Origin of the sequence: Acinetobacter sp. NIPH 542, assembly GCF_000369825.1 — a bacterium.
GTDB lineage: Bacteria > Pseudomonadota > Gammaproteobacteria > Pseudomonadales > Moraxellaceae > Acinetobacter > Acinetobacter oleivorans.
Window position 1 is genome coordinate 1638105 of sequence record NZ_KB850206.1, and the last position, 13357, is coordinate 1651461.

General features: G+C 38.4%; 10 protein-coding genes. 7 read left to right on the forward strand and 3 right to left on the reverse strand.

The genetic code is table 11. From position 1 onward, the window contains the following. The first annotated feature begins 17 nt into the window (after positions 1-17). Positions 18-1355, forward strand: a complete 1338-nt coding sequence (locus F886_RS13135) for a TrkH family potassium uptake protein (RefSeq protein WP_005306138.1) — start codon at positions 18-20, stop codon at positions 1353-1355. Between the two features lie 42 nt (positions 1356-1397). Here the strand turns inward: F886_RS13135 and F886_RS13140 are convergent, their stop codons facing one another. The 3 genes from F886_RS13140 to F886_RS13150 all read right to left on the reverse strand — a co-directional run bounded on the left by F886_RS13140 (position 1398) and on the right by F886_RS13150 (position 7854). Further along, a complete protein-coding gene (locus F886_RS13140; protein WP_005306142.1) occupies positions 1398-2549 on the reverse strand; it encodes a phospholipase A in 1152 nt (383 codons plus the stop codon). Positions 2550-2569: 20 nt separating this feature from the next. Beyond that, entirely contained in the window at positions 2570-5509 is a 2940-nt protein-coding gene (locus F886_RS13145) for an insulinase family protein (RefSeq protein WP_005306144.1), read from the reverse strand. A gap of 251 nt (positions 5510-5760) precedes the next feature. Beyond that, positions 5761-7854: a TonB-dependent receptor gene (locus tag F886_RS13150; protein ID WP_005306147.1), complete on the reverse strand. Its 2094-nt coding sequence runs from the start codon at positions 7852-7854 to the stop codon at positions 5761-5763. 236 nt (positions 7855-8090) lie between these two features. Between F886_RS13150 and F886_RS13155 the strand changes: the two genes are divergently transcribed. The 6 genes from F886_RS13155 to cydB all read left to right on the forward strand — a co-directional run bounded on the left by F886_RS13155 (position 8091) and on the right by cydB (position 13355). Then, entirely contained in the window at positions 8091-9095 is a 1005-nt protein-coding gene (locus F886_RS13155; protein ID WP_005306150.1) for an adenosine kinase, read from the forward strand. Between the two features lie 16 nt (positions 9096-9111). Beyond that, positions 9112-9420: a Rieske (2Fe-2S) protein gene (locus F886_RS13160; protein WP_003652095.1), complete on the forward strand. Its 309-nt coding sequence runs from the start codon at positions 9112-9114 to the stop codon at positions 9418-9420. 25 nt (positions 9421-9445) lie between these two features. Continuing rightward, positions 9446-10054, forward strand: coding sequence for an OB-fold-containig protein (locus tag F886_RS13165; RefSeq protein WP_005306154.1), 609 nt, complete (start codon positions 9446-9448; stop codon positions 10052-10054). A 378-nt stretch (positions 10055-10432) separates the two neighbouring features. Continuing rightward, complete coding sequence (cydP, locus tag F886_RS13170; RefSeq protein ID WP_005306157.1) at positions 10433-10627, forward strand: cytochrome oxidase putative small subunit CydP; 195 nt, start codon at positions 10433-10435, stop codon at positions 10625-10627. Continuing rightward, complete coding sequence (locus tag F886_RS13175; RefSeq protein ID WP_005306160.1) at positions 10627-12213, forward strand: cytochrome ubiquinol oxidase subunit I; 1587 nt, start codon at positions 10627-10629, stop codon at positions 12211-12213. Before cydP ends, F886_RS13175 begins: the two co-directional genes overlap by 1 nt. Further along, entirely contained in the window at positions 12210-13355 is a 1146-nt protein-coding gene (gene cydB / locus F886_RS13180; protein WP_005306163.1) for a cytochrome d ubiquinol oxidase subunit II, read from the forward strand. Before F886_RS13175 ends, cydB begins: the two co-directional genes overlap by 4 nt. Positions 13356-13357: the final 2 nt, after the last annotated feature.

Genomic DNA, 13357 nt, shown 5'->3' on the forward strand with positions numbered 1-13357 from the left:
GAGGCGAAATCTAGAATATGTCTATATATCCCAAGCCCAATAAAACATTAAATTTAAGCCCGCCTTCACTCTTGGCACTGGGTTTTTTGGGCTTTATTATTTTTGGCACTTTATTATTAAAACTGCCATTTGCCAATACAGGTCATGTGAGCTGGATGGATGCACTCTTTACAGCCACCTCAGCAGTCACAATTACTGGTTTATCTGTTTTAAATATTCATGAGTCTTTTACCCTGTTCGGACAAACCATTATTCTATTGCTGATTCAATCGGGTGGTTTGGGTTTCATGACTTTTGCCATATTGGCTGCGTTAAGTCTGTCACCCAAAGTTGGCCTTAAACAGCAAATGATGGCACAAGATAGTTTAGGTCAAACGAGCCTATCAAAAGTTACTTTTGTTGCTAAAGGAGTTGTTACTTACACTCTTATTTTTGAGCTTATTGGTACAATTATTCTCACTACTGCTTTTACACCGACTTATGGCTTTGCACGTGGATTGTACTATGCAGTTTTTTACAGCATTTCGTCATTTAATAATGCTGGTTTTTCATTATTTTCTAACAGCTTAATCAGTTTTCAAAGCAATTATATGATTTGTATAACTGTTAGCATACTTTACACCTTAGGTGGCCTTGGCTTTTTAGTTCTCATGGACATTAAGCAAAATAAAAAATGGAAAAAACTTACCCCAAATAGCAAGCTGATTCTTACAACCATTACAGTGATTAACCTAATTGCCTTTATTTTAATTTGGGCTTTAGAAGCTCAAAATCCTCATACCCTAGGAATGCTCAGTGTAGGTGATCAAGCGTTAAATGCTTGGTTTCAAGCCACTGTTCCACGCTCGTCAGGTTTTAATACCATTGATACAGGCGCAATGACCAACAGCAGCTCGTTACTTATGATGTTGCTTATGTTTATTGGTGGTGGCTCACTCAGTACGGCAGGTGGAATTAAAGTTGGGACCTTTGTCATTTTAGTACTCAGTGTAATTTCATTTTTACGTCGCACAGATGAAATCCGAATATTTAATCATTCAGTCGCACACGAAACGACGTATAAAGCATTAGCAGTGACTGCAATTACAAGCATACTCATTTTCATGGGATTCTTTATTATTTTGCTTTTAGAGCCTAAAGCAGACTTTATGAACTTGCTTTTTGAGGTTGTTTCCGCAGCTTGTACAGTGGGGCTTTCGCGTGGAATCACGCCAGAGCTGCATAATGGTAGTTTATTCATTTTAAGCCTGCTCATGTTTGCTGGGCGACTCGGTCCATTAACACTGGCTTATTTAATTGCCACACCGAAAAAAAGTCGGCTCAAACACCCCCAAGCCAATATTCAAATTGGATAATAAAAAAGCCGCTTTTAAAGCGGCTTTTTTACAAGTCAAAACTTAGTACCAGTTCATGAGTGAAACACCCAAGCCCGCGTAGGTTGCTCGGTGGTTATAGTCAATTAAGCTTTCACCGTAACCATTAAACAACTGGAAGTGTCCACGCAGTTTGCCACTAATTGGAAAAGCCCAATCAAATTGAACAGCGCCATGAGAATCATCACCGCCTTTCAACGAATGACGCAGCATTAAAGAGAAATCATTCTGCTTCCACTTATAAAATGCTGTTAAATCACCACGACCAACGTAATCTTCAATATCTGGGTTATTATCATCTTTGCTGTCTTCTTCCAGACGAATCCATGGACGAAGCATTACAGCAAAGTTACCGCGCTCTAACCCAACGTTAAAAATCACGCGGTTCCAGCTACGAGATAATGGATCTGACCGACCATTTGATTGGTGGTTTAAAGTAACCCCAAGCAAACGCCCATCTAAACCAAGCAATTCATAGTTTGTTCTAAACATTAAACTTGCTTCAGGCTCATAATTCGTTTCACGGAAAGGACGAGACTCTTCTGCATTAAATGTCTGCCAACGGGAAGATTGAGTATAACCTACCCACAAATCACCATTATTACCAAAAATATTTTCCCAAGCTTTGGTCTTTAAAGAAATCTGAAATTTACTTTCTGTTGATTTCAGGTTTTGATCTTCTGTTACCGTATTATTTGGGTTCGGACTATGTGGCAACTCATTTTTGTCACTGGTCCAGAATACAGGTAGTAAATAGACGGGCTGATAAGCACGAATATTCCAAACCCCTAGTTTACTTTTTTCGGACAACTCCCAACGTTGATCAAGCAAAGAAGTAGTAGGTTCAATTTTCGGTGCTTTACCAATTATTTTGATATTACTCACTGTATCTACCACCTTCTCTTTAAAGGTTTCAGGTGGAACAGCAGGTGCATCAATTTTTTTAACAGGCTCTGGTACAGCCGCAGCTTGAATAACTGGTAAAGCTGATGGCTTAAATACAGAGTCATAACAAGCCAGACGATCGGCATTCGAAGCAAGAGCAACACATGCATCTACTGTCGCGGGGGTTACAGGTGCCAAGGTGTCAGCATATGTCACAGACGCACACAAACAGCTAAGCACGATTCCCATGCTTAGCTGTAAAGATGTGCGTTCAAATTGTCTGAACGCCATGTTCATCTCCAATTTTTATTTTAATTAACTTGTTGAATGGTAAAACCTAATTGCTGCAATTCATCACGTTTGGCAAATGGTGCAACTACAGCTTTTACAGGAGTTTGCTCAACCAAATATTGACGAGCAACACGTTGTAAATCATCTAAAGTTACATGCAACAATCTCTCACGCAAGAGGCGGCGGAAAGCTGGTGTTCTTGCATGCAATAATGCATAACATGCAGTAATCGCTTCACCCGCTGGTGAACCTGGCTTATCCATACTTGCAACTAATCCAAGAATCGCTTCTTCAAGCTGATGAGGCTGTTGTTCTGTATTTAATAACCATTGCACACTTGCTTCAAAGTCTTTAAAAGTTTCTGCTAAACGCGGGTCACGGTAACTATAGAAACGGAATGAACACGCATTCCCATCATAACTTGCTCCACCACCGTACGCACCGCCTTTCTCACGAATGGCGCTGTGTAAGAAGCCATTACGTAAATAAGCTGCCAATACCATTAACGGCGCTGCATCTGGATGCGACACATCCACCGCCTGATAGGCTGAAGCACAGAACTGAACATTTGCCTGAATTAACCATGCTTCATGATTATTGTCATTTACCTGTTCTACGTGGGTTAACTCTGTTGCGGATGCATCAACATTTAGTTTATCCCAAACATTTTGGATTTCTTCAACCAAACGTTCAGAATGATGTTCTTCACATACAAGCAAGAACTGTTTAGGTGCTTGCAATAATTTACGATGAATACGTTTTAATTCTGCAATCAAATCGTCATATGCAGCAGAGTCTTGAGTAATCTTAGTAACAAGCTCACCTAACCAGTTTAATGCACCTAAACCAGTGTTTTGATAGTCGCGTTGAGCCAATGCACTCATATTACGTGATGCGATTTGCATGGCATAGCTATGGCCTGCTCCAGATAAGCGAGATTGCCAACGTGTTTTACGTTGTTGCAATAACTCAATAATTCGCTCTTTCTCATCAAATCGAAGCTGTTCAAATGCTAATTTTAATAAATGAATTGCATCAAACTTCTGAGTTAACGATTTAGTCGTTAAGGTTAACCAAGCACTAATTTTATCTTTGTCATCAACTTTACTACGTAATGAAGCGCCCATTCCTAAACCGCCACTTACAGCTGTTTGTAAGTTTTGTAGTTCAAGATAGTCATATTCACCTGCACCTACTTCACCCATTAAGATAGAAAGCAAATTGAAGTAAGGTGACTTCACAATATCATCAGGAATCTGAATGAGTACTTGTTGATAGTAAATACCATTCGTACCAGCATGGTACAAATTCAACGGCGTATCCATACGATTACAAAGAATTTCGCGTAACTGCCCCTGCACAATATGCAAGTCAGCAGGTACATCTTCCAAACCTACTTTTGGTAATAGTTCAAGGTTGTCTGGAGTATCCTGACGTTCCTCTAGCGCTTTAGTATTGGCTACAATTTCCGCTTTATCAGCATCTGTTAACTTTTCACCAATAGCAGCTAAACGTGCTTTTTCTGCTTCTTGCTCTTTTACAGACTTAGTTGGGTCTGGAACTAAAGTCATTTGCACACGATGTGGGTTGTCAAGCAAATGTGTTTGAATCAGATTTGATAACCACATTGGGTCTTTCAACTCTTCTTTAACTTGTGCAATTGCACTATCAACATCCCAAATTTGAATTGGGTCATTATGGTGAATCGCACCACTTAAGCCATTTAAAATTAAACTTAAGCCATAAGGTGTACCGTCACCATTAATTTCACGCTGATGCAACTCAATCTGATGCAAGATTGCATCGACTAAATTACTGTCAATTGGTTTTGCAGCAACATCACGCAGAATATTTAAAACACCCTCTCTAAAGCTTTGTGCATGTTCTGGGTTTGAACCTTGAACACCACAGTAGAAAGTCATTTCAAAATTGCTATCGTCTACGCCCATTAATGGACCTGTTGATTGAGCATAACCACAAGTTTCTAGGTAATGACGCAATGGTGAAGCTGAATTTTCTAACAAAATTCCTTCAACCAAACGCATTCCCAAACGCAATTTCACATCATTTGCTTCTGGTAATAACCAAGATAGAACATGATAAGTTTTATCTTTTAAATCATCACTATCAACGCCATAATTTTCTGTTACTTCAATTGGTGCTGCTAAACGTTTTTCGGGCTTAGAATAAAGAGTTGTTCCAGCAGAAAACTTATGTAGGGCTAGTTTTTCAAATTGCTCTTGTAGTTCATATGCTGTTTGATTACCAAAGGTCATGAATACAGCATTACTTGGATGGTAATGTACCTTGTAAAAATCGACTAACTGCTCATAAGTTAAATCAGGAATATCTTTCGGGTCGCCGCCTGAGTTGTAATGATAGGTCGTTTCAGGAAATAAATGATGAGCCAACTGATGATAAAGTTGGTCAGACGGTGCACTCATCGCACCTTTCATTTCATTAAAAACAACACCCTTATAAACAGGTTGCCCATTTTCTAGTTCAATACGAATACCTTCTTGAGCAAAATCAAGCGGATTCAAATTAGCAGCAAATGCCGCATCAAGATAAACAGAGAGTAAGTTTTGGAAATCTTTTTTGTTTTGAGTAGCAAATGGATACGCAGTCCAATCTGCTGCTGTAAACGCGTTCATGAACGTATTTAAAGAACGGCGAATCATCAAAAAGAACGGATCACGTACCGGAAACTTTTCAGATCCACATAAAGCGGTATGTTCTAAAATATGTGCCGTGCCTTTAGAATCCATAGGCTGTGTTCTAAAAGCAACAAGAAATACATTTTCATCATAGTCAGTTGCCAAGTGATAATGCACCGCACCTGTGACTTTATGCTTATATTCAGACACTAAAATATCTAATGCTTCTACATGGTGCTGACGTAGCAACTGAAACGCAGGGTGAACAGTTTGAGAAATGGTTTCAGTGACATCTACAGTCATGTGATCTCCTAACATATCGGATAAGTGAATAAGTCTCATTATAGCCTGAGTCAGCTTGAGATTGGCGAACAAAAGCCAAGTAAAATACTATGTTTTTGTTGGGTATTAGTTTTCATTGGCAAGGCTTTGATATCAAGCACATAGCCATGAACGTTTTATCCTACCAGAACAAAAGCTTTTAATTCTATTTATATATTAACCAATAAATAAAAAAGCCCATCAAGTCGATGAGCTTTTAGAAAAACTTTTACTTAAAAGCGATAACGAAGTGCAATTTGAGCATTCAGTGGATCGCCCATCATGTTTGAATCATTGGCCCCACTATGTCCTGAAACAAAGTAATCACGATCAAACAGGTTATTTAGATTGAGGTTCACATCGTAACGTTCACTTTGATAACCTAGCGCTGCATTTACAACAGCATAACCTGGTAAAACATTCTTGTTATCTGGCGCACTAAAACGTGATGATTCACCACGACCACCTACAGCCGCATACCAATGATCATTAATTTGATATTTTAACCATAGGTTAGCAGTATTGTTTGGCGTAAGCGCAGAACGATTGCCTGTCAGTCCAATAGCAGATTTTTCAATCTTACCATCCATATATGAATAGCCAGCTAATACTGTTAATTGATCAGTTAATTGACCTGTTAATGAAAGCTCAACACCCTTGGTTTTTTGCTCACCTGCTAATACTGCTAGTGTTGAATCTGTAGGGTCTTGATTTTGAATATTTGTTTGGCTCATTTCAAACAAAGCGAATGTCACATTCAACTGATCATTCACATCCCACTTCGCACCGACCTCAATATTTTCGGTTTTTGTTGGGCTCAAATCATCACTGTTTTTATATAAAACAAATGAATCAGCCAAAGGCTGGAAAGACCGATTATAAGAAGTATAGAGTGAAATATTGCTTACTGGCTGATAAACCACCCCGATTCTTGGAGAATAGGTGTTATCAGTTCTATTTAATATTTGAGACTTCACTTTATCATTGCGATCTTGTGACAAGTTATCATAGCGCAGACCAACTAAAACTTTCAGCTGATCTGTAACTGTCATTAAGTCTTGTAAATAGATACCGTAGTTTTCAAAGGTATTACTATTATTATTACTTGCAACTGTTGTCCCTGTATTAATAGGCGCCCAATATTCTAATTTAGGGTTATACAAATCAGTGATTGTTTTAGCACCTTGCCAAAGTATTTCATCTTTGTGCTGCTTACTATACTCCGCACCAATTAAGGTATTGTGCTTTAAGAAACCAGTATTAAATAAGCTACTTAATTCTTGCTGAACATATACGCCATCTTCATTACGCAAACGTTTATTTTGAGTTAATTGGATTTTATCAGCTGGTAATTTTTGATGTGAATCAACACTATATTGGCGGTCTAATGAATAGTTATAGTGACGAACTGCGCCATGATATTTTAGATTATCGTTAAACTCATGATCTAAGCTTATGGTTTGGCTTGAAATTTCAGTATCAACATCACCAACCTCTTTACCGTTTAATGCACCATAAAAAGTTTTAGGGTTGGTTTTAACTGGTTTACCTGTAATTGGATCTGTCGGAAAACCTTGATCTGCTAAACGGTCATCATGCAAATAGTCAGCCTGAATTAAAAGCTTCGTCTTGTCTGAAATATCCCATTGTAAAGATGGAGCAATGGCTTGGCGTTTTAAAAATGCCTGATCACGATAACCATCTGAATCTTCAACTGCTCCAGTTAAACGAACCTTAACATTCTCTGCTACTTTTTCATTCACATCGACTTCTGCACGGCGTTGCCCTGTTGTGCCGCCAATAAGACTGACTTCGCGCAAAGATTCATCCATTGGTTTTTTATTAATTTTATTGACTAATCCACCCGCAGAACCACGTCCATATAATACAGAAGCAGGCCCTTTTAATACTTCAATACGGTCAACATTCGACATGTCGCGAAAATACAATGCATCGTCACGAATACCATCTACATAGTTATCTGTGATTGCAGAGAAACCACGAATCATAACCTGATCACGTTGCCCATCACCCACACTAAAGCTCAGACCAGCAACGTTTTGTAAGGCGCCTTGCATCGAGGTTACAGTTTGTTCTCTTAAAACTTGTTTAGGCACCACATTTACGATTTGAGGAACATCTTTTAATTGCATAAGTCCTTTCGTTGCAGTTGATGCTTGTCCCACTTCTTGTTTTAAGCTTTGTTCCTTTTCAGCTTTTACTGAAATTGTTGGAAGATTGGTTACAGCCTGTTGCTCTGCCTCGACGGCATATACATGGCTCGTCATAACCCCAACTGATGAAATAAATAAAATTGAACGCTTCATGTAAGTTCGCTATGAAAAATTTCATGCGAAGTTTCAATGAAGTACACTGTATTTGTAAATATTAGCAAGAATCATTATTAATTGATAAAATTTATTAAAAGTAGCATTTCAATAGCTTAGTTAAACAATAATTTTCCATTAATCTCTGAATTAACTGAATTTTATTCAACAAACTACAGCAAATCCAAGCAATGGTGTAAACTTAGCAACCTGATTTTTTATTTGTGACAACACATATGGCAACTGTAGATCTTTTTGCAATTGGTAATGCATTAATCGACCAAGAATTTAAAGTGTCTGATGATTTTCTGAATCAACAAAGCTTGCAAAAAGGCACAATGCAGTTGTCCGATGGTGACACTCAATCTGCTCTTTATGCAGAGTTAAGACAGCACCAAGACTACAAAGGTCAAGCGAGTGGCGGTTCGGCAGCAAACACGACCGTGGCCTTTAGTGCATTAGGCGGAACTGCTTTTTATGGTTGCCGTGTTGGTAACGATGATTTAGGTTCAATCTATCTGCAAGGTCTAAATGAAGCTGGCATTAAGACTACTCCAAAATCGATCAGTGAAGGTGTGACAGGTACTTGTATGGTACTCATTAGCCCTGACTCTGAACGTACAATGCACACCTATTTAGGTATCACTGCTGAACTCTCTCAAGATCAAATCGATTTTGAACCATTAAAAACAGCAAAATGGCTTTATATTGAAGGCTATCTTTCTACAAGTGAAACAGCGCGTAAAGCTGTAAAACAAGCAAGAGAAATTGCAAAAGCAAATGGTGTTAAAATTGCCCTATCGCTTTCAGATCCTGCAATGGTGCAATACGCTCGCGAAGGCTTGGAAGAACTTATGGATGATGGCGTAGATTTACTATTTTGTAATGAACAAGAAGCCTTAATGTATACAAATACAACATCTGTAGAAGATGCTCTTGCTCAATTACGTTTTAAAAATCATACAGTAGTTATTACACAAAGTGCTAAAGGTGCTTTAGTTTCTAACCCTACCCAACATTTCCATGTGGCAGGCCGTCATGTAGAAGCCGTTGATACAAATGGCGCAGGCGATGCATTTGCAGGCGCATTCCTTTATGCCCTCAACCATCATCAAGATTTAAATGCTGCTGCACAGTTAGCTGTCTTAATTTCGAGTGAAGTTGTTTCTCAATTTGGCCCACGTTTAGCAATTAATGATTATGCTAAACTTCTTGAAAATTTTCAGAAGGAATGTGCTTGAAATGGAAAGGATCTGTATGACGGAAGAAGTTCCTGAGCGTGAAGCTAGAGCTTTTGACACTTTACAAGGAACGACTATTTTCGTTACGCAACGTGACGGCGCATTCTATGCCTATCAGAATTTATGCCCTCATTTGCAAACTGAGCTTGAGTATTTAGAAAATCAATTTCTTGACCAAGATCAAGAATACATCCAATGTTCTACTCATGGTGCTTTATTTACCGTGGAAACAGGTGAATGTATTTCTGGACCATGTTTAGGCGATTTTTTAAATAAAGTTGAGCTTAAAGTACATTCAGATGGCGGTATCTATATCGTAGACTGAAGCTATAAACATTAGAGTTTCTGCCATGGCTGATTTCTTTTTCAATTATTATCTTATGCCATTTCACTTAAGTGTAGTGGCTTTGATATTGCTCAGCGTGGTAGAAACCATTGGTATGTATATTGGACTCCGTCCAAGCCAATTACTCAAAAAAATTGCACCCGATTGGCTTTCTAATTCACCGCTACTTAATGTTAAATTTTCTAAAGCTCTAATTTTCGTTTTTTTACTTATCAATTTCAGTTATGCAGGTTACTTTTTACAACTCTCTTTCTTCGCAATACAACATTATTTTATTTCCCCATTTTATTTAATCGTCCCTGCACTTGTGATCGCAATCTTTTTTACTGTGTTCATGATTCACTGCCTTGACCAAGTGATTAAGCCCAAGCTCACTCATACCAACTATAACCTTTTAGGCCGATTAGCAACCATTTCTAGTGGTAATGCCAGACCTGGATTTTCTGCCCAAGCCCGCGTGCGTGATGAATTTGGTCAGCTACATTACGTTCAAGTAGAACCAGAGTACGGTGAACTCGAATTATACTCTCAAGTTATTCTTGTCAGAGTTCATAAAAGTCATTATGTAGCTAAGAAAATTTCTGTATCTAACGATCTTTTTGCACCCGATTAACTCTTAATTATTCTTGTAGTGTCTTATCACTTTTTGCAGGCTTCATTACGCCTGCATTTTGTTATTTTCTTTCTTAATTAATATTTATTATCCCGAGCACTTTAGTTGGAAATAAAGTTGACAAATATTATATACAACTATTTTAGTTGGTATTAAATAAAAACAAACCATTTTAATAAACTTTATATTTTTATTTACAAGTGTTTTAGTAGGAATTAATAATTAATTCAAACCATTTTAGTATGATATTTATTTTAAAATAACAAGGTGTTGTTTTATAAAGATTAATTATTTAAATATTCATTTTAAATATATTTAATGTTTATTTTTATTATATTTTGATTAATAATAAAATTATTATCAAATGAGGTTTAATATATGAGCCTTTATTTTAAAAATCTTAATAGTCGTTTAATTAAAGAAATCACTATTATTCTAATAATAAAAATAGTGCTTCTTTTAACGATTAAACATATTTGGTTTGATGCTCCCACCATCCCCAAAAATTTCGACAATCAGGTCGCTGAGCATATTGCTGGCGATAACATTTCCAACATTAAGGAGACACGTTGATGATTTCTGAAAGCGTGGTTGATCTTTCGCGGTTTCAATTTGCAATGACCGCAATGTATCACTTTCTTTTCGTCCCTTTAACTTTAGGTTTGGCATTTATCCTTGCCATCATGGAAACCACTTATGTCATTTCTGGTAAAGAAATTTACAAAGATATGACTAAATTTTGGGGAAAATTATTTGGTATTAACTTTGCTTTAGGGGTTACGACTGGCTTAACAATGGAGTTCCAGTTTGGAACAAACTGGGCTTATTACTCACACTATGTAGGTGATATTTTCGGTGCGCCATTAGCAATTGAAGGCCTTATGGCATTCTTCCTTGAATCGACATTTATTGGTCTATTTTTCTTTGGATGGGACCGCTTAACTAAGGTTCAGCATCTAGGTGTAACATGGTTAGTCGCTCTAGGTTCCAACATGTCAGCGCTCTGGATTTTAGTGGCGAATGGTTGGATGCAAAACCCAGTAGGTGCTGCATTTAACTTTGAAACGATGCGTATGGAATTAGTTGATTTTGGCGCGCTTATCTTTAACCCGGTAGCTCAGGTTAAATTCGTCCACACTGTATCTGCGGGTTATGTAACTGGTGCAATTTTTGTACTTGCTATCTCAAGCTACTACTTGCTTAAAAAACGTGATCTACCTTTCGCACGTCGTTCATTTGCAATTGCTGCAATTTTCGGTCTTGCATCTACACTTTCAGTGATTTTGTTAGGCGATGAATCTGGCTATGAGCTAGGTGATGTTCAAAAAACTAAACTCGCTGCGATTGAAGCCGAATGGGATACTCACCCTGCTCCTGCTCCGTTTACCTTGTTTGGCGTACCAAATCATGAAGAAATGCGGACAGATTATGCAGTTAAAATTCCATATGCATTAGGTTTAATTGCAACTCGCTCAACAACCAAAGAAGTTACTGGTCTTAAAGACCTCATGCAACAGCATGAAGTCCGTATTCGTAACGGTATGCTTGCCTATGCTGAACTTGAAAAATTACGTGCAGGCGATCGCTCACCAGAGTTATTGGCTTCTTTTGAAAAAAATCAAAAAGATCTAGGTTATGGTCTGCTTCTTAAGAAATATGCACCCAATGTAGTTGATGCAAGCGAGCAAAATATTAAAGCTGCTGTAAAAGATACTGTTCCAAATGTTACAGCGCTATTTTTCTCTTTCCGCGCAATGGTTGCCTCTGGCTTCTTAATGCTATTACTTTTCATTTTAGCGACTTGGGCTGTAGCAAAAAGAAATGCTGAAAACAAACCTTGGTTACTTAAATATGCATTGTTTGCACTGCCACTTCCTTGGATTGCTGCACAAACTGGTTGGTATGTAGCTGAAGGTGGACGTCAACCATGGTCAATTGGTGAAATCTTACCAACCCACCTCTCCACTTCTAGTTTAAGTACTGGTGATGTATGGGGTTCGATTCTTGCCTTAGCAGCGTTCTATACAGCTCTTTTAATTATTGAAATGTATTTAATGATCAAGTTTGCTCGTTTAGGGCCAAGCTCTCTGCACACTGGCAAATATCATTTTGAAAAGCAAGAACCGAAAACAGCTGTTAATGGGGAGGCCTTATCATGATTGAATATGAATTATTAAAAATCATTTGGTGGGTATTAGTTGGCGTACTTCTGATCGGCTTCGCTCTAACTGATGGCTTTGATATGGGTTCTATGGCTCTCATGCCTTTCGTTGGAAAAACCGATAGCGAACGCCGTGCTGCAATCAACACGATTGCACCACACTGGGATGGGAATCAGGTCTGGTTTATTACGGCGGGCGGTGCACTATTTGCTGCTTGGCCAATGGTCTATTCAGTTGCCTTCTCTGGCATGTACTGGGCACTGTTGTTAGTTTTATTCGCCCTCTTCTTAAGACCGGTTGGCTTCGATTATCGCTCTAAACTAGATAATACCAAGTGGCGTAATTCTTGGGATTGGGGCCTGTGCATTGGTGGCGCCGTTCCAGCCCTTGTATTTGGTGTAGCATTCGGCAACTTATTTCTAGGACTACCATTCGGGTTAGACGACACTTTACGCTCTGAATATACTGGTAGTTTTTTTGCTCTTCTTAACCCATTTGCCCTAGTTTGTGGTGTTGTGAGTTTATCTATGCTTTGTGCACATGGTGGTGCATGGCTCATGTTGCGCACAGATGAAACTTTAAAACAACGCTCTGCCAAAGCTACTCAAATTATGGCAATTATATTTTTAATTTGTTTCCTTGTGATTGGAGCATGGCTCTATTTCGGGCAAGTGCCAGGTTATAGCTATGCTGTTGCCATAGATCCAAATGCTGCACTCAACCCTTTAGCTAAAGAAGTGGTGACTAATAGCAATCCGGGTTGGATGAATAATTACAGCACCTATCCAGTGACTAAAGTTGCTCCAGTTCTTGCAATATTAGGCGCTATCATTGCAATTTTTGCATCTTCAAAAGCAAAAGCGGGCTTAAGTTTTACTGGCACAAGTTTAATGATTGTTGGAGCAATTTTAACTGCTGGCTTTGCCTTATTTCCGTTCCTGCTTCCATCGAGTATCAACCCTAATTCTAGCTTGACAATGTGGGATGCTGTCTCAAGTCACCTTACTTTAGGCGTTATGACGGTTGCTGCCTGCATTTTTGTTCCTCTTATTTTGATCTATACCAGTTGGTCTTATTACAAAATGTGGGGAGTCATTACCAACAAACACATCGAGTCAAACTCGCATAGCTTGTATTAAGG